The following is an 18349-nucleotide window of genomic DNA, read 5'->3' as shown; positions in this document are numbered from 1 at the left end:
TTATGCCAAATGGCCTATTTCTTCGGTAATCAATGCAAGAATCTGATCCAGGATTTGCTCTTTATCCTGAGCTCGGTAGACGTTTTCTTCCCCCACACAATCCCTAAGCGCAGTATTCTGATAAGGGTTATAACCAAAACCGATAACAGCCATTTTTCCCTGAACTTTTTCCTTATCCTCTGTGGTCAGATTATTTAATTTATTAAGAATCCTCGTACACATTCCCATATCAACCAACATTCTGGATGTATGCATTACGTGATCATTATCATTTCCGTCAGAAAGGATAATGATCAATTGTCGGGGGCTAAGATCTTCAGAGCGCTTTTTGGTAGCCATTTGACCGGCACGTATTATCCCCTGATATGAAGCAGTTCCCCCCTCGGCATGAAAGTAATCTAGGTTTCTGTGAAATGAATCAAAATCATCGGTATAGCTGATATCTGTATAGCGGGCATCCGCGTTGTTATAAATCGGAGCGAAAGGGGCAAAACAAGGTTTTATATTGAACTGCTGATTGATTGTCGCCTGATAATCAACCTGATGATACTCAGGTCGCACTGTGTATAAGCTAACAATGCGTTGATCGCGCACGCAGTTCTGATTATCAAAGTCGTTTTTCCTTCCTCGTTGGTATTCGTTGTAACCTGTAAGAGCAACCCTGTTGTGGTAACCAACATCTAATTCATTGAACTTTTGTAGTTCATCGGTAACCATCTGCAAAATATCAAAAAGATCATTTATTCTAGACTGAGAACCACCATCCCATGGCCAGTTCATCGAACCAGAAAAATCCACCACAAACAAAACATCAACCGCCTTAGACTGATACTTACGCGCCTTAGCAAACCCGGCTACATCAAACTGTTCACCAAAACCGATAATCGGACCGTTTCTGGGAAACCAGGAGTCATACTGAATATGCCCTGTCACCTGATACTCAAAGAACCTTGGCCTGTCTTCTTCCAAACCATCAAGACAGTCATCAATTTCCTCACAGGTAAACCTCTTTATTTTAACGTCCGTCAAGGTTGCGTAATTACCCATGTAATACCGGATATAGTTCCCGGCGATTTCCTTATTAACGGCGCTTCCTGAGTCCGTGTCATCATCACGGTTTTCATCATTTCTGGCAGCAACTGCCAGTGACGCCACTTCCGCAGCATCTTCCAGACGGGCTTTCGCCTGAAGCGCTCTGGCACCGTCGGTTCCCATGGCAAAAATGCCAAACAGCACTGGCAGGCACATCGCCAGAATAATTGCGGCATTGCCTCTCTGTTTTCTCATCTTTTATCGACCTATCAAAATGGCGTCTGACATTACGGTTTTATGGTCCTCATCAATTAAGTCACCAAACCAGTTGATCCCCTGATAACAGAGAGTGACGCGATAAAGCGGCACCTGACGTCCCCATGAACTCACAACGGACATGTCCCGAAACTCGGTTAAATCATTCTTCACCGAGCACTGATAACCGCCAAAACTGAAGCTCTGAAGCTTATTGAAGTTCTCCGTACCCTCTGCATAAAAAGTCTGCACCTCGATAAGAATGCCGTATTTTTTCTCATCAAAGGGACCATAGGTTCTTTTCAGGGAGCCTCTTGCGATCTTGTCAATCAGACGGGCATCATCTTTGGAAAGGTCCAAATCCTCTTCAAACAGCTGTGTCCGCTCTTTCAGCAGTTCAACCATGGAGTAGCTGAGCCGGTCCAGTTTTCCGCGAAGCGCCAGTTTCACCACGATATCGGCACTGAATACCAGAAGTGCGGCAAACAGAACGCCGAGAATGGCAAACTCGACGGTAAAGTTACCGCGCTGATTAGACTTCAAACTCACTGCGTTCATACTCCTGAATAACAATCACTTCCCGGCTCAGTATCGATTTGCCATCCATAAAAAATGCAAATATCGGCTGATAGGAATAACTGGTCCTGTAAACTGCGATGGCGCTTTCCTCAGCATCACCACATTCGATGCTGCCCTGAGAGATGGATAGCTTGCAGTCTTCGAAATCGTCCATATCGTCAAGATCATCGAGGTCATCTAAATCCTCTAAATCCTCTAAATCCTCTAAATCCTCTAAATCCTCTAAGATATCTTCCAGGTCATCACCGATATCCTCTAAATCTTCCATATCTTTGACGTACAGCACCGAGAGACGAAAGCCGTCACTGTTTGCCACATAGCTCCAGATACTGCCCTGCGATTTCAGGGTCTGTTCAAAGACCTTTTTGTAGTCATCCTTGCTGATCTTGGCCGTGCGTGCTGACTGAGCGATCGCCAGATCATTGATTGCGGAAAGAAACGAGAGATAGGACATCTCCACCCACATCATGCACATAAACCAGAGGCCCAGAAATCCCATGGCAAACTCAATGGTTGCCGTACCTTTCTGAAAACGGGCCCGCAGACTAAGCAGACTCATTACCCGTCTTCCCCGAAGTGACCGTTTTCAGCCCGGTAACGTGGCTGATACTCGCGCAAAGTGCGGTAAATACCTTCTATCTCTGCATCGGAATAGTCAGACTCCAGGATCTGATAAAGCAGTGAATACTGACGCTGTTTTGCTGCCGCCAGAATCAGATTGGATTTCACCATCTTATCTTTAGGCTTCCGCTTATAGATGGGAAGCAAGCGTTCCATCGCCGCCTGATACTTGCCTTCCGCGATATCCAGAACCGCCAGATTATTGTTTACCGCAGCGGAGTTGTAGAAATGCCTGCGCGCCGCAGTGAAGCTTTTCCTCGCTTTGGCGTAGTTGTACTGGCCGGCATATATAATACCCAGCAGGTTTTCGGTTTCCGCTCTGTCCGGACAAAGCTCCAGCGCCTTTAATGCCGGCTCTTCTGCTTCTATATATTCGCCGGTCAGGGCAATGGCCTGAGCTTTATAGTCGTAAGCCTGGCAGTTACGCTGATCCTGCTCAAACACAGGCTCCAGATAGAAAAGCGCACTTTCAGAGTCTTCAAGCTGAATATAGGTGTGTACCAGTTTAAGCCTGGTTTCTATGGTCTCTTTCTGCTCCAGCTGCTGCTGATAAAACTCTGCCAGTTCAGTGTAGTTTCCTGTCTGCTGGTAGACAGACTCTTTTGCACCGTCATCCATCTGCTTGTCAGGGGTTGATGAACACGCCGCCACCGACAGTGTTAGCAGCGCAAGCATTAAAATTCTATACATCAGAAAGCACTCTCATTACGCCGGGTGCGGCGATCAAAATAACAATGGGAATCATGATAAAAATGATCAGCGGGATAGACATCTTGGCCGCCAGTTTGCCGATCTTCTCTTCTACCCCTAACATCTGCATCTCACGGATATCGGCAGCCAGTGTGGTCAGCACCTGATAAATTGACGAGCCATAACGCAGACTCTGATTCAGCGTCATAGCAAAGCTGCTGATCTCATTAGAGGTGATCATGCTTTGCAGTTCATCCAGCGCCTGTTCCAGGCCCACAAGCTGGGCTCTGTCATTTAACCTGTTGAGCATAAAAGCCAGATCTTTATCAAAGCCCTTCATCTCTTTACACAGGTACTTAATCGAGGCCTCAATGGTCATCCCCGTCTGCACACAGACCGCCATAAGATCCAGCAGGTAAGGCATCTTGGAGGACAACTTTCTGATCAACGTTTTCCTGCGCATTGCCAGATAAAGATCCGGCAGGCTGACCACAGCCACCAGCCACAGCGCTGAGCCCATAACCCAGAAATCAGAAGCCAGAATCTCCTGCAGATAAAGAACAAACAGCGTGAGCTCGCCCGCTATCAACAGCAGATATTTCAGAGGCATAAACAGGTGGGCGTAAGCGGTATTGTAAAAGCCGGCCTCCACCATTTTCTTCGCCACCTCTTCCTGACTGCTGGAGAACAAACCCGCCAGCTGCTCGGTCGCCTTGTGAAGCAGGCTCTCTTTCTCATTTCCTGTATCAGCGATGCTGATAATCCGGCGCCTCATACGCCATCTCTTCAGCATCCACATGCCTAATCCAAGGCAGCTGTAGGCAACAATCAAAAGAGATAAAAACAGCTTCAGTCTTGGTTCCAGTGGTAACATCAGGTTTTTACCCCCTTCATCAGCGCCCAGATAATGGTCATGCCGATGGCCTCACTGATAATCACGTAATAGAGAATCGGCCGCCCCCTCTCATCAAACATCACAAAGTCGAAGTTATCCGGGTTGAGATACTGCAACATAAACAGAAAGATAAACGGCATGGCGCAGACTATCTTGGAAGAGATACGCGCCTCGGATGTGAGCGCATACTTCTTACGTTCTGCCGCACGGCTTAAAAACATCAGTCTGTTCAGGCGTGATAAAACATCTTTCAGCTGTCCGCCTCTGCTCATATTTGCCCTTAGCGTAATGACAAAAAACTGAAAGGAGGGATAAGGAAAGCGCCGGCAGGATTTACGAAAAACTTCATCCGGAGTTTCCCCCAGTTGCAGCCGCTCTCCCATCACACGGAACTCCTGCCCCACATCGCCCGGTAGTTTTTCTCCCACAAAGGCAATGGCCTGAGCGATACCTTCACCGGAGGACACTGCTCCGGTAAGCATATTCAGCGCATCAGGAAAGCCCTCTTCAAACTGAATTCTTTCGCGTTTTTTCAGCCAGAGATGCAACGGGATCCAGCCGGACAACACCGCCGCCGAAATAACCAGTGGCGTTGAAAACCAGAGAAATTCCTCGTTGATATAATTCCCGGACAGAGCCATAAATGTGGTAAACAGAAACAGCTTAAGTTCCGCCGCTTTGCCAAGGCGAATCCTGGTTACATTCCAGAACTCCATCAGCGCCTGCTTCCAGTTTCGGTCAGACAGAGAAGCCATATCGATGGCCTGCTGATCGCTCATATTGTCGACAAACTGAGTCTGGTTAACCGCTTGCAGATATTCTTTTTTTGCATTCTTCGGTTTCTTCAGGCTAAACAGCAAAAATGCGATGCCGATTGCTAAAAACAGCCAGTACATCAGACGCCCTCCGGTTCCGGCTTACGGAACACCTGAGCCAGTTTGTCTTCCATGCCGAAAAAGCGCGCCTTCTCAACCAGCACCGAACGCTGCATCAGACCGGAAGTAAAGAAGTTACCGCGAACCTTGCCCGTATCACTGGGTGTGGTAACCGGCCGGAAAGCAAAAATCTCTTCCATCACCACATTGCTGCCCTCAAGGCCGACAACCTCACTGATACTGATAACCTTACGGCTGCCGTCATGCAGACGGTTCACCTGAACCACCAGATCCACAGCATTAACAATGGCTCTTCTTACCGCTTCCAGCGGCAGGTTGCTGGTTGCCATCATCACCATGGACTCCACCCTTGCCAGCGCATCTCTGGCGCTGTTGGCGTGCAGCGTCGACATAGAGCCGTCGTGACCAGTGTTCATGGCCTGCAGCATTTCAAAAGCCTCGCCGCCACGACACTCACCCACAATGATCCGGTCCGGACGCATCCGCAGGGAGTTGATTACCAGATCGCGCTGGGATACTGCACCCGTTCCCTCAACACCTGAGGTACGGGTTTCCAGGCGTACCACATGCGGCTGCTGGAGCTTAAGCTCGGCCGCATCTTCAATAGTAACAATCCGCTCCCGCTCAGAAATAAACTGACTCAGCGCATTAAGCATTGTGGTTTTGCCCGAACCTGTACCACCTGAAACCAGAATATTCAGGCGGCAGTGCGAAGCGATAGAAAGCAACTGGCCCATTTCAGGGCTCATGGCTCCAAACTCCACCAGTTCACGAAAGCCAATGGACTGCTTACGAAACTTACGGATTGAGATAGAAGTCCCGTCTATGGCAATAGGCGGAATCACGATATTTACCCGGCTGCCGTCCTCAAGGCGCGCATCGCAGGTGGGTGATGAATCATCCACCCGACGCCCGACGCGGCTGGCAATACGCTTGGCGATATCCAGCAGTTGCTGATTGCTGATAAAACTGACCGAGGCCTTCTCAACCAGTCCGTCCCTTTCAATAAAGATATTGTCGGGGCCGTTGATCATAATGTCGCTGATGCTTTCATCATCCATAAGGCTCTGCAGCGGTCCCAGTCCCAGAAGCTCATCCAGCAGGCTGGTGACATACTCCTGTTTAATGACCTTTGATACGGGCAGTTGCTCGCGCTCAATCAGCAGATCCACCGCACTTTTCAGCTGCAGCTCCAGCGCTTCCCGGCTAAGCGAGTTAAGTACGTTTACATCCAGGGCTTCAAAGATCCTGCTGCGCAGCTGAATATAAAACTGTTTAGAATCCATCATCTTCGTAACCAGCGCTTAAGTTCAGCCCAAGCGCCCTCTTCGTATTTGCTCTCTTCTCCCAGAATCATGGAAGCCAGGAGCGAGATGGATTTTGCCGCTGATGACGAGGAGTTAAATATCCGCTCACCGGTCAGTATTCTTTCGTTCACCCTTGCATCAAAAGGGATCCTGATATCAACCGGAGCCAGTGCAAACTTTTCGATATCATTTTTATTAACGGAGTTGGTCTGCTTTGGCCTGGTACAGTTCATCACTGTGATCAGGCGGATCTGGTTCTCTTTGTCCATTTTCCTGACAAGTGTCACCAGTCGGTTATAGTCCCGCATGGCTGAAACCGTGGGATCCATAATCAGAACCAGGGTATCAATCCGCGTCAGTATCTGCTCCAGCTCGACTTCGCCGCCGATACCGTGGCCAAAGTCTTCCAGCATAACGTTGACATCATAGGCAAGCTGCTCAGTGATGGTCTGGATATACTCTCCGATAGTCGGCCTGTCGAAGCTCTCTGAACAGACAGAAAGCAGCGAAAGATGGCTCCCCACCTTTTTCACCAGACCGGAAGCGTAGGTATTGTCAATTGATCCCAGCAGCGTTCCCGGCTGTAACAGTCGTTTTTCAAACTGCTTCACACCAAGAACGATATCCAGATTTCCGCCGGCGTAATCGTGATCCACAAGCAGGGTAGAAACCTTTCTTTCATTAGCCAGAATACTGCCCAGCTCAGCCGTTAGCAGCGAAGCGCCCAGTCCGCCTTTTGCCGAAACGATTGCTGCCCGTTTTGATTTTCTTTTCTTGCCTATGCTGTATTCACTGTCGCGGCTTCCCGCCACATTGCGGTAAAAGTGGATAAGATCCTCTTTGGTTACCGGCCAGAACAGGTAGTAAAGCCCCATATCCTTTAGCTCACGGATAATGGAGATCATATCTTTGCTGCCGATAATCACCACGGAAAGGTGTGCCGGTAACAGGGGCAGAATACGGTTTGCTTCGCTGATCAGATCCTCAGTCTGGGTCAGCTCAATAAACACAAATTCAACCTCTTCGGAGAGCTGATCGAAGTCGGCCCCATCAAAGGACTTATCAACAGGCTCGCTCAGTCCTTCAAAGCGGAAGGCTTCCATAACTAACTGCTGGCACTGCTCTGTCTGATAATACAAAGCGCAGTTTTGTGAAACAGGAGCGGCTACTCCTGCCTTTTTATCTTCTCTTTTAAGAATATCTACCAGATCAAACATCTTCTTGACCTATTCACGCTTACATTTGTAATAACAGAAAGTTAAATCGCGTCATGCGGATTAACCATGGATTGCCAGCGGGCATTTTCGGTGTAGCAGCCAACCGTGTCGCCATAGTCGCCCATTTCATCCCGGGAGCATGGCTCAATAGCCAGTATGCTGTCACTGAACTGAGCCCTGATATCAAAGTGAGGCGACAGAGTCTCAGCCCGGATCACTCTGACGGTATAACCGGCACCATCGGGCCGCTTAAACTTATCCAGGAAAGCCTTACCTCTGTGGGTATACCAAACCAGCTGCAGCTCACGCCCTTCCAGCTGGTTTGCATGCATATCGATAAAGGATTCCAGCTGCTCCTGCGCGGCATGGCTGTTATCTATGCTGATTTCCAGCTGGTAACGGACCGGTGTTACGCTTATCTCTGAGCCGACGCTGTCTTTATCCACGCCTGTACAAGCCGAAAGTACAATTCCGGCTATCAGGGAGATCAGGATATGTCTCATTTCTTAAAACCTCCGGATACCAGTACTTCTTCAGCACCTTTATGATTTCCGCCATTTGAATCGCTGTTACCTGTCAGGGCAAAGAAACGGCTAAGAGTGGTACTTTTCTTCATTCTCGGCACCTGAATCTGATGCCCTTTCACCGGTTTCACCAGATTAACGGTTGCCACTATGATGAGTTCTGTTTTGTTGTTTTCCGTTTCGGTATGACGGAAAAGCGCACCCAGAATCGGGATATCTCCGATAAACGGAATCCGGCTTAATGACTCACGGTCTTCTTTGTTCAGAAGTCCGCCCAGCACAAAGCTCTGCCCGTCACCAAGCTCAATTGTGGTTTGAGCTCTGCGGGTTTTTAGTGCCGGTAAATCGTAAAGTGCATTTTTATACTGAGCATCTAAAGAGCTTACCTCCGGCATAAGGGAGAGCTTGATCTTGTCATCCCGCAGTACGCGCGCCATCAGCTCCAGTTTGATACCGAATTCTTTATACTCAACATTGGTGGAACCATCGAAAACCGTCACAACGGGCAGTTCACCACCAACCAGAAAGCTCGCCTGCTCGCCTGAAATCACCGAAAGGTTAGGCTCCGCTAAGACCTGACCAAGGTTTTCGTTGTTGATGGCAGTGATAACCGAAACAATATCGCTGGAGCTAAAGTTAGATAGCTGATCCACAAACACGCCCGGACTGCCATTACTGCCCATCTGAATACCAAACTGCTCAGCAAATGAGTGGGATACTTCAGCAATAGTCAGCTTTACGTTAACCTGCTTTGTGGCACTGACTTCGATGTTATTGACTATGCCGTCGTAGCGGCTTCGGGTCATAAAGTCCACTTCAATTGAGTCATCGTCATCACCTTCCAGCTCAAACTCCAGATCATTTGCTTTCTTACCCAATAACTCCCCTGCCATCTGATAAATTCTTTGTTTCTCTTCATCACTGCTGGCCTGGCCGCTTAAAACGACCTGCTTACCAATGCCGGATATCCGGATATCTGAGTGAGGAAACTGTGTGTGGATCTGCAGCTCCAGCTCTTTATAACTGGTAGTGACAAAGACATTATGGTTAATCACTGTCTTGCCCGTATCATCAAAGGCCATAAAGGCTGCCTGACCGGTCTTCTTCCCAAATACGATAATCTTTTGGTTATCGATAACCTGATAGTCCACAATGGCAGAATCGGAAGTAAAAGCTGACTCTACAGGTACTGCCAACGAGATAGCTTTGGCTTCACCTTCAGACAATGAAAGCGTTGAAGCCGCAACAGCCAGCCCGGATAAGGAAACTAAAGCTATCCAAAACAGGGCAATGGAATATTTCATCTGACGCATCCTTATTTGGTGCTGGAACGAAATTCGCGAACAGTGCGAATAGCGCTTGAGTGAATGACATCCCCGGAATCGGCATACAACTGAGCAGACTGCCCCGGAACGGATTTATGCACTTCAACCTCTGCAATACGTTTAGCAATACTTAGTTTTGCAAGCTGCCGGTTAGTGACCTCTAGGGTAAGAATCACTTCCGGTTTTTTATTTCTTTTACTCTGTTTCGGGTAAACAATATTTAAGACTTTGGCCTGCGAAATAAGCAGCGTCAGCTCAAGCTGGTTTACATCGTTAATTAAGCTTTTCTGAGACAGGTTCTGCCTGCTGGATGAAACGGTTGAAATATCCACTAAGTCGCCAATGGATATACTGCCGCCAATAATCGCTTCCGTTGATAAGCTAAGGTTATACGGTGCGAATCCCTCATTAACCACAAGCGATAAGTAACCATCATCACCCGGCTTTACCAGATCTTCTGAATATATAAGCTCGTCACTATTCACTGAGCGATTTAGATACCAGTGCTTTTTAAAGTCGATAGAAAAGCTCTTTTTAATTCCAGACTCGCGGGCTTTGGTTTCAGAAATTTCCACAATTTTTAAGTCATCACGGGAAATCCTTGCACCTTTTATAAGGTTTTCCTTTGCCCGCCAGACTGAAATTGTTTTTTCTTTAGCAACAGGTTTATCTACAGGCTGCTCTTGTTTTTTTGCTGTAATATTCCCGGAAATGCCGTATATTCCTGCTGTAATTGCTATACAGGCAATTACAAATATCAGTTTTGAGTTCATCTTTAATGCCTATAAGGTGCAGCAATTCCTCATAATCCATCACAGACAGAAACACCTAAGACAAACTATATATACTGCTGAAAATAATTTAATATCTGTTTTGTATATAGGGACAAATAAAATATATAAAATTGAAGGCTCAATAATATTTTTAAGAAAAGAGAATACCCAAAGTAACAACACATCGAATAAACCTATTAGGTATACTCCCATCTTAATATTGATACATAAAATATGTCTAATGGTTAGGGTACAATAACTTACTTACTTACTAACGTTGCTTATTTCGCTAACTATCGTGTTAAATGCACCTTTAATAGAGGCACCAAAACCAGAAGCATCAGAAAAAGCCCAACCAAGAATAACAGCCATAGCAACACCGATCATTGCATATTCAATTGCAGTCACACCATTCTGGTCTTTCTTGAAATCGTTAATTAAAGATATAGATTTTACATATAATTTAGTTAGCATTTCTTTCTCCAAATATATTTTTTAACTAGCTTTTAAGTGGAGGCAAATACTAAATGTAGGTTATCAATTGAACAATCCGTACGAGAAAGAAACCAAAGATTATTCCGTTATATCTGGCAGTTGTTCAGCTAGCGTTCAGACTAGTAATCTTAGTAATTTATTACCATAAAACATAAATATATTATGCCAATATCTTTCAATCATTAATTTACCAAGCGTATATTTGTTATTGCATTCTATGAGCGATAACAATAACCGTAAGAGATGTAAGTAGGAGCAGTCTTCTGACCACTCCTGGTATTTAAATGGTCAAGAGTAGTCAGAATATAGGAATAGGGTTACATTAACAGACAGAGCCTACTGGATACTCTTCTGCAAGAAGAACTTCTCAATGCCTTTTGATGGATAATCTGTGTATTTACCAACATCAGTAAAACCCAGCTTCAGATAAAACCCCCTTGCCTGAAAAGAGTAGGTATCAAGAAAAATATCCGTCACACCTCGACTCTTAGCTTCTGATTCGGCCGTCTGCATCAGCTTTGAGCCTAACTGACCGCCTCTGTGCTTTTCATCCAGCCATAGGTGCTCTACAAACAGGCTGGTAGTGAAGATATACCCGTTCAAACCTCCTACAATCTCATCAGCGGAGTTTTTTACAACACAGGCAATCTGAACCTCTTCTTGCTTATCAGCCAGAAACTGACGGTTATAGGCCCTCAATCCCTGGTGGATAGTCTTGTAGATCTCCTGGCTCGGGTTTTCGATAAATTCTATTTTCATGACTGTTCTTTGTTGCTGATTGTTTTCACATATTAGAAGGGATAAAGCGTTAAAAAGGAAGGGAACAAGATCGAAAAAAGCCTCAGTCTTTTGAATGTGCAATAACAAAGTTATGTAGTCTGCACGCCGTAAACTGGCCTTGCTTACAAATTGAAATAATTGCATAAACAGTCATCAATGGCGTCTATTAGATATCAGTCTCACAATCGTTTATACTTTAGACAGAAATAACACGTGGGAAGTCCATTATGAGTAATGAAATGAAGTATCCTTTGATGATGCTCCCCGCTTTGATTAGCTGCGCAGAGCATAAGAATAGTGATTCCTATGCTGGGCTGTTCTCTATGTTGATTAAGATGTATGACGCTGTTCTGAAAGAAATTCAGGCAAATAACGCCGCACTACGTGAGTCAGAAAAGCCAAGAATGGGTTATGACGACATTCATGAAGTGGAAGGCTGCATAGACGATTTGAAGAAAATCATTTTTTCTATGAGACATGACCTCACCAGAGAAGACATAACACCAATCAGACATTTAGCTTGCCTGATTGAGGAAAACATTCAGCTAAATAAGCAATTACTACCACCGGAAAAAACGGTGGATGTAGAACTTAATATTGACCTGAAACACGCACTAAACGCTAGCATCAGCCTTGCAAAGGGGATGGAATGCCGCAGGTAGAAGTAACCTATGAACGTGATGTGTTTACCGAACAATATAAGCCACTTATTGAAGTATTCGAAAACTATAAAGCAACCAGAATCCTGCCATCCGTATTTGGCAGGGAAGGTTTGTTAGAACGCCCAGACAAAGCCCGTACTGAGGAGGTGTTTCACATTCACCTCAACCTGAGCGGATTTCCAGCCAGACCCCCCCAACGACAGAAAAAGTGATATCTGGCTTCTGTACACTCACTTTGCTGATATGGCCGAAAAATTCAGAGAAAACAATTAAGCCCTCAACCGAGGGCTTTTTTATTATACCAAGCGCAAAAAGCGCAAATAACAAAACGTCAAATAGACAAAAGGCCGCTATTTCTAGCGGCCTTTCTTTTTGCATAAACATGCAATCAAATATGGCAGGGGTGGAGAGATTCGAACTCCCAACACGCGGATTTGGAATCCGCTGCTCTGCCAATTGGAGCTACACCCCTGTAGTTATTTTAAAGACTTAACTCTGTCTGAATAAGTGGCGGAGCGGACGGGACTCGAACCCGCGACCCCCGGCGTGACAGGCCGGTATTCTAACCAACTGAACTACCGCTCCACTCATCAAGCTGTCAGTCCTAAGCTGTCAGCTATCAGTTTTTGCCTTTAGATTTTTCTGAAAAATCTGAAAACAAAAAGGTGTTCAAAGCCTGGCGATGTCCTACTCTCACATGGGGAAACCCCACACTACCATCGGCGCTATTGCGTTTCACTTCTGAGTTCGGCATGGGATCAGGTGGGTCCACAATGCTATGGTCGCCAAGCAAATTCTTTATAAGGCCCTGGGCCCTGGGTTTATAGGCCCTGGGACGAAGTACCTTATCAATTCGGAAAGCTGTCTTTTCTTTTCCCACTGCCTGTAGGACGAAGTCCGTTCCCAGGGCCCAGGGCCAGATTCTCAATTCACATTCAAGTTTATTCGTTCTTGCTTTGAGTCCATCAAAACCCCTTGGGTGTTGTATGGTTAAGCCTCACGGGCAATTAGTACAGGTTAGCTCAACGCCTCACAACGCTTACACACCCTGCCTATCAACGTCGTAGTCTACGACAACCCTTTAGGACAGTTAAACTGCCAGGGAGAACTCATCTCAAGGCTCGCTTCCCGCTTAGATGCTTTCAGCGGTTATCGATTCCGAACTTAGCTACCGGGCAATGCCATTGGCATGACAACCCGAACACCAGAGGTTCGTCCACTCCGGTCCTCTCGTACTAGGAGCAGCCCCTTTCAATTCTCCAACGCCCACGGCAGATAGGGACCGAACTGTCTCACGACGTTCTAAACCCAGCTCGCGTACCACTTTAAATGGCGAACAGCCATACCCTTGGGACCGACTTCAGCCCCAGGATGTGATGAGCCGACATCGAGGTGCCAAACACCGCCGTCGATATGAACTCTTGGGCGGTATCAGCCTGTTATCCCCGGAGTACCTTTTATCCGTTGAGCGATGGCCCTTCCATTCAGAACCACCGGATCACTATGACCTGCTTTCGCACCTGCTCGAATTGTCATTCTCGCAGTCAAGCGGGCTTATGCCATTGCACTAACCTCACGATGTCCAACCGTGATTAGCCCACCTTCGTGCTCCTCCGTTACTCTTTGGGAGGAGACCGCCCCAGTCAAACTACCCACCAGGCACTGTCCTCACCCCAGATAATGGGGCTAAGTTAGAACATCAAACATACAAGGGTGGTATTTCAAGGATGGCTCCACCGTATCTGGCGACACGGGTTCAAAGCCTCCCACCTATCCTACACATGTAGGCTCAATGTTCAGTGCCAAGCTGTAGTAAAGGTTCACGGGGTCTTTCCGTCTAGCCGCGGGTACACTGCATCTTCACAGCGATTTCAATTTCACTGAGTCTCGGGTGGAGACAGCGTGGCCATCATTACGCCATTCGTGCAGGTCGGAACTTACCCGACAAGGAATTTCGCTACCTTAGGACCGTTATAGTTACGGCCGCCGTTTACCGGGGCTTCGATCAAGAGCTTCGACCTAAGTCTAACCCCATCAATTAACCTTCCGGCACCGGGCAGGCGTCACACCGTATACGTCATCTTACGATTTTGCACAGTGCTGTGTTTTTAATAAACAGTTGCAGCCACCTGGTATCTGCGACTCTCAATAGCTCCATCCGCAAGGGACTTCACCGTTAAGAGCGTACCTTCTCCCGAAGTTACGGTACCATTTTGCCTAGTTCCTTCACCCGAGTTCTCTCAAGCGCCTTGGTATTCTCTACCCGACCACCTGTGTCGGTTTGGGGTACGATTCCTTACAATCTGAAGCTTAGAGGCTTTTCCTGGAAGCATGGCATCAATGACTTCACTGCCGTAGCAGCTCGACGTCGTGTCTCAGCCTTAAAGAGAGCCGGATTTACCTAACTCTCAAGCCTACGCACTTGAACCTGGACAACCGTCGCCAGGCCCACCTAGCCTTCTCCGTCCCCCCATCGCAATTGTAAGAAGTACGGGAATATTAACCCGTTTCCCATCGACTACGCTTTTCAGCCTCGCCTTAGGGGTCGACTTACCCTGCCCCGATTAACGTTGGACAGGAACCCTTGGTCTTCCGGCGTGGAGGTTTTTCACCCCCATTATCGTTACTCATGTCAGCATTCGCACTTCTGATACCTCCAGCATACCTTACGATACACCTTCAACGGCTTACAGAACGCTCCCCTACCCCGCATACAAAGTATGCAGCCGCAGCTTCGGTTTATAGCTTAGCCCCGTTACATCTTCCGCGCAGGCCGACTCGACTAGTGAGCTATTACGCTTTCTTTAAATGATGGCTGCTTCTAAGCCAACATCCTAGCTGTTTTAGCCTTCCCACATCGTTTCCCACTTAGCTATAATTTGGGACCTTAGCTGGCGGTCTGGGTTGTTTCCCTCTCCACGACGGACGTTAGCACCCGCCGTGTGTCTCCCGGATAGTACTTACTGGTATTCGGAGTTTGCAAAGGGTTGGTAAGTCGGGATGACCCCCTAGCCTTAACAGTGCTCTACCCCCAGTAGTATTCGTCCGAGGCGCTACCTAAATAGCTTTCGGGGAGAACCAGCTATCTCCAGGTTTGATTGGCCTTTCACCCCTAGCCACAAGTCATCCGCTAATTTTTCAACATTAGTCGGTTCGGTCCTCCAGTTGATGTTACTCAACCTTCAACCTGCCCATGGCTAGATCACCTGGTTTCGGGTCTATATCCAGAGACTAAACGCCCAGTTAAGACTCGGTTTCCCTACGGCTCCCCTAAATGGTTAACCTTGCCACTGAATATAAGTCGCTGACCCATTATACAAAAGGTACGCAGTCACCCCACAAAGGAGGCTCCTACTGCTTGTACGTACACGGTTTCAGGTTCTATTTCACTCCCCTCACAGGGGTTCTTTTCGCCTTTCCCTCACGGTACTGGTTCACTATCGGTCAGTCAGTAGTATTTAGCCTTGGAGGATGGTCCCCCCATATTCAGACAGGATATCACGTGTCCCGCCTTACTCGATTTCACTTAAAATGACATGTCGGTTACGGGGCTATCACCCTGTATCGCGGCACTTTCCAGAGCCTTCACCTGTATCATTAAAAGCTTAAGGGCTAGTCCAATTTCGCTCGCCGCTACTTTCGGAATCTCGGTTGATTTCTTTTCCTCGGGGTACTTAGATGTTTCAGTTCCCCCGGTTCGCCTCCTTAACCTATGTATTCAGTTAAGGATACTTACTTATGTAAGTGGGTTTCCCCATTCGGAAATCCCAGACTCAAGTGGCTTTTACTGCCTAATCTGGGCTTATCGCAAGTTAATACGTCCTTCATCGCCTCTGACTGCCAAGGCATCCACCGTGTACGCTTAGTCACTTAACCATACAACCCCAAGAAGTTTCGAAGAAACGCTTAAGATTGTTTAATCAAACAACCAAAGTTTGTCTGCATTTTTATACATGTGCAGACACGATTTTGCCGGACTCAAATATGAACAACATAAATGTCATTCCCAAGAACACTTGAATGTGTTGTTTTGGTACCTATTTCCTAAGAAATAGGATTTGAGAACTTTTACATTATCTATTCAATCAAAATAGATAATTGTCAGCTTTCCAAATTGTTAAAGAGCAAAGATTTTCTTTCGAAAACCATTTTTAAAGATTCTTAAGGAAAAACCCTTAAAGATGGTGGAGCTAAGCAGGATCGAACTGCTGACCTCCTGCGTGCAAGGCAGGCGCTCTCCCAGCTGAGCTATAGCCCCATCAAAAGTGTCGATGCCATCCAATTCAACCGGGAAGAAAAATTGGTGGGTCTGAGTGGACTTGAACCACCGACCTCTCGCTTATCAGGCGAACGCTCTAACCACCTGAGCTACAGACCCAGCATCGTCTCTTTACTTTCTAAACCTAATCAATCTGTGTGGACACTAATCAACAACAATCTATCGTTTAAGGAGGTGATCCAGCCCCAGGTTCCCCTAGGGCTACCTTGTTACGACTTCACCCCAGTCATGAACCACAAAGTGGTAAGCGTCCCCCCGAAGGTTAAACTACCTACTTCTTTTGCAGCCCACTCCCATGGTGTGACGGGCGGTGTGTACAAGGCCCGGGAACGTATTCACCGTGGCATTCTGATCCACGATTACTAGCGATTCCGACTTCATGGAGTCGAGTTGCAGACTCCAATCCGGACTACGACGCACTTTTTGGGATTCGCTAACTTTCGCAAGCTTGCCGCCCTCTGTATGCGCCATTGTAGCACGTGTGTAGCCCTACTCGTAAGGGCCATGATGACTTGACGTCGTCCCCACCTTCCTCCGGTTTATCACCGGCAGTCTCCCTGGAGTTCCCGACATTACTCGCTGGCAAACAAGGATAAGGGTTGCGCTCGTTGCGGGACTTAACCCAACATTTCACAACACGAGCTGACGACAGCCATGCAGCACCTGTCTCAGAGTTCCCGAAGGCACACTAAAATCTCTTCTAGCTTCTCTGGATGTCAAGAGTAGGTAAGGTTCTTCGCGTTGCATCGAATTAAACCACATGCTCCACCGCTTGTGCGGGCCCCCGTCAATTCATTTGAGTTTTAATCTTGCGACCGTACTCCCCAGGCGGTCTACTTAACGCGTTAGCTCCGAAAGCCACTCCTCAAGGGAACAACCTCCAAGTAGACATCGTTTACGGCGTGGACTACCAGGGTATCTAATCCTGTTTGCTCCCCACGCTTTCGCATCTGAGTGTCAGTATCTGTCCAGGGGGCCGCCTTCGCCACCGGTATTCCTTCAGATCTCTACGCATTTCACCGCTACACCTGAAATTCTACCCCCCTCTACAGTACTCTAGCTTGCCAGTTTCAAATGACCTTCCGAGGTTGAGCCCCGGGCTTTCACATCTGACTTAACAAACCACCTGCATGCGCTTTACGCCCAGTAATTCCGATTAACGCTCGCACCCTCCGTATTACCGCGGCTGCTGGCACGGAGTTAGCCGGTGCTTCTTCTGCAGCTAACGTCAAATAATAAGCGTATTAAACTTACTACCTTCCTCACTGCTGAAAGTGCTTTACAACCCGAAGGCCTTCTTCACACACGCGGCATGGCTGCATCAGGCTTGCGCCCATTGTGCAATATTCCCCACTGCTGCCTCCCGTAGGAGTCTGGACCGTGTCTCAGTTCCAGTGTGGCTGATCATCCTCTCAGACCAGCTAGAGATCGTCGCCTTGGTGAGCCTTTACCTCACCAACTAGCTAATCTCACTTAGGCGTATCCGGTAGCGTGAGGTCCGAAGATCCCCCACTTTGACCCAAAGGTGTTATGCGGTATTAGCCATCGTTTCCAATGGTTATCCCCCTCACCAGGGCAACTTCCTAAGCATTACTCACCCGTCCGCCGCTCGACGCCCATAAGCGCACCCGAAGGATTGTTTATGTCGTTTCCGCTCGACTTGCATGTGTTAGGCCTGCCGCCAGCGTTCAATCTGAGCCATGATCAAACTCTTCAATTTAAGATTTTGAGGCTCAATGAATACTGATAACATTACATGTAATGTTGAATTGACTGTGCCGATATTTCTATCGATTGGTCACTCAGTTCATTGAAACCAAATTGTTTCCGAAGAAACTATTTTGATTGTCATCAACGAGTGCCCACACAGATTGATAGGTTTAAATTGTTAAAGAGCAGGTTTTGATTGCATTCTTGTTACAGAACTCTCAAAACGGACGGTCATTTTAGCGAGATAAGTCTCAGTGTCAAACACTTTTTTCAACTTTTTTTCTCAGTCAATTTTGACCTCGTTAATCA

Annotated in this window: 15 protein-coding genes, 4 tRNA genes and 3 rRNA genes; 2 read left to right on the top strand and 20 right to left on the bottom strand. The window is 47.2% G+C overall.

All coding sequences use genetic code 11. The features are described 5' to 3' along the window. The 13 genes from L3Q72_RS02575 to L3Q72_RS02515 all read right to left on the bottom strand — a co-directional run bounded on the left by L3Q72_RS02575 (position 1) and on the right by L3Q72_RS02515 (position 11368). Positions 1-1287, bottom strand: coding sequence for a TadE/TadG family type IV pilus assembly protein (locus L3Q72_RS02575; protein WP_275131117.1), 1287 nt, complete (start codon positions 1285-1287; stop codon positions 1-3). A 3-nt stretch (positions 1288-1290) separates the two neighbouring features. Continuing rightward, on the bottom strand, positions 1291-1836 hold the full coding sequence (gene tadF / locus L3Q72_RS02570; protein WP_275131116.1) for a tight adherence pilus pseudopilin TadF: 546 nt from the start codon (positions 1834-1836) through the stop codon (positions 1291-1293). Further along, the gene (locus tag L3Q72_RS02565; RefSeq protein ID WP_275131115.1) at positions 1820-2425 is read right to left on the bottom strand and encodes a pilus assembly protein; all 606 of its coding nucleotides are present in this window, start codon (positions 2423-2425) and stop codon (positions 1820-1822) included. Before L3Q72_RS02565 ends, tadF begins: the two co-directional genes overlap by 17 nt. After that, positions 2425-3177, bottom strand: coding sequence for a secretion protein (locus L3Q72_RS02560; RefSeq protein WP_275131114.1), 753 nt, complete (start codon positions 3175-3177; stop codon positions 2425-2427). The genes L3Q72_RS02565 and L3Q72_RS02560 overlap by 1 nt, the downstream gene beginning before the upstream one ends. Further along, positions 3170-4051: a type II secretion system F family protein gene (locus L3Q72_RS02555; RefSeq protein WP_275131113.1), complete on the bottom strand. Its 882-nt coding sequence runs from the start codon at positions 4049-4051 to the stop codon at positions 3170-3172. Before L3Q72_RS02555 ends, L3Q72_RS02560 begins: the two co-directional genes overlap by 8 nt. Next, a complete protein-coding gene (locus tag L3Q72_RS02550) occupies positions 4051-4968 on the bottom strand; it encodes a type II secretion system F family protein (protein WP_275131112.1) in 918 nt (305 codons plus the stop codon). Before L3Q72_RS02550 ends, L3Q72_RS02555 begins: the two co-directional genes overlap by 1 nt. Beyond that, positions 4968-6257, bottom strand: a complete 1290-nt coding sequence (locus L3Q72_RS02545; RefSeq protein ID WP_275131111.1) for a CpaF family protein — start codon at positions 6255-6257, stop codon at positions 4968-4970. Before L3Q72_RS02545 ends, L3Q72_RS02550 begins: the two co-directional genes overlap by 1 nt. Next, complete coding sequence (locus tag L3Q72_RS02540) at positions 6254-7492, bottom strand: P-loop NTPase (RefSeq protein ID WP_275131110.1); 1239 nt, start codon at positions 7490-7492, stop codon at positions 6254-6256. The genes L3Q72_RS02545 and L3Q72_RS02540 overlap by 4 nt, the downstream gene beginning before the upstream one ends. 41 nt (positions 7493-7533) lie before the next feature. After that, entirely contained in the window at positions 7534-7995 is a 462-nt protein-coding gene (locus L3Q72_RS02535; protein WP_275131109.1) for a hypothetical protein, read from the bottom strand. Further along, complete coding sequence (locus L3Q72_RS02530; protein ID WP_275131108.1) at positions 7992-9320, bottom strand: type II and III secretion system protein family protein; 1329 nt, start codon at positions 9318-9320, stop codon at positions 7992-7994. Before L3Q72_RS02530 ends, L3Q72_RS02535 begins: the two co-directional genes overlap by 4 nt. Before the next feature lie 11 nt (positions 9321-9331). Next, positions 9332-10114 carry a Flp pilus assembly protein CpaB gene (gene cpaB, locus L3Q72_RS02525; RefSeq protein WP_275131107.1) on the bottom strand — a complete coding sequence of 261 codons (783 nt, stop codon included), beginning with the start codon at positions 10112-10114 and terminating at the stop codon, positions 9332-9334. A gap of 264 nt (positions 10115-10378) precedes the next feature. Continuing rightward, positions 10379-10588 (bottom strand): Flp family type IVb pilin, encoded by a 210-nt coding sequence (locus L3Q72_RS02520; RefSeq protein WP_275131106.1) that lies wholly within the window; start codon positions 10586-10588, stop codon positions 10379-10381. A 357-nt stretch (positions 10589-10945) separates the two neighbouring features. Then, positions 10946-11368 carry a GNAT family N-acetyltransferase gene (locus L3Q72_RS02515; RefSeq protein ID WP_275131105.1) on the bottom strand — a complete coding sequence of 141 codons (423 nt, stop codon included), beginning with the start codon at positions 11366-11368 and terminating at the stop codon, positions 10946-10948. A 248-nt stretch (positions 11369-11616) separates the two neighbouring features. Here L3Q72_RS02515 and L3Q72_RS02510 point away from each other — a divergent pair, with 248 nt between their 5' ends. Both L3Q72_RS02510 and L3Q72_RS02505 read left to right on the top strand, forming a co-directional pair. Beyond that, entirely contained in the window at positions 11617-12051 is a 435-nt protein-coding gene (locus L3Q72_RS02510; protein WP_275131104.1) for a hypothetical protein, read from the top strand. Continuing rightward, complete coding sequence (locus L3Q72_RS02505) at positions 12039-12263, top strand: type II toxin-antitoxin system YafO family toxin (RefSeq protein ID WP_275131103.1); 225 nt, start codon at positions 12039-12041, stop codon at positions 12261-12263. The genes L3Q72_RS02510 and L3Q72_RS02505 overlap by 13 nt, the downstream gene beginning before the upstream one ends. A gap of 183 nt (positions 12264-12446) precedes the next feature. Here L3Q72_RS02505 and L3Q72_RS02500 read toward each other — a convergent pair. From L3Q72_RS02500 to L3Q72_RS02470, 7 genes are all read right to left on the bottom strand, one after another. After that, positions 12447-12523: transfer RNA gene (locus L3Q72_RS02500), tRNA-Trp, on the bottom strand. Positions 12524-12559: 36 nt separating this feature from the next. Further along, a tRNA-Asp gene (locus L3Q72_RS02495) sits at positions 12560-12636 on the bottom strand. Positions 12637-12725: 89 nt separating this feature from the next. After that, positions 12726-12841: ribosomal RNA gene (gene rrf / locus L3Q72_RS02490) — 5S ribosomal RNA — on the bottom strand. Between the two features lie 196 nt (positions 12842-13037). Beyond that, positions 13038-15927 (bottom strand): 23S ribosomal RNA (locus L3Q72_RS02485). Positions 15928-16233: 306 nt separating this feature from the next. Then, positions 16234-16309: transfer RNA gene (locus L3Q72_RS02480), tRNA-Ala, on the bottom strand. A gap of 43 nt (positions 16310-16352) precedes the next feature. Continuing rightward, positions 16353-16429: transfer RNA gene (locus tag L3Q72_RS02475), tRNA-Ile, on the bottom strand. A 68-nt stretch (positions 16430-16497) separates the two neighbouring features. Further along, positions 16498-18050: ribosomal RNA gene (locus L3Q72_RS02470) — 16S ribosomal RNA — on the bottom strand. Together the 16S, 23S and 5S rRNA genes with 4 tRNA genes alongside form the textbook arrangement of a ribosomal RNA operon. Positions 18051-18349 lie beyond the last annotated feature (299 nt).

This window comes from Vibrio sp. JC009 (assembly GCF_029016485.1).
Taxonomy (GTDB): Bacteria; Pseudomonadota; Gammaproteobacteria; order Enterobacterales; family Vibrionaceae; genus Vibrio.
The sequence above is the reverse complement of the archived record's forward strand: the minus strand, read 5'-3'. Positions and strand labels throughout refer to the sequence as shown.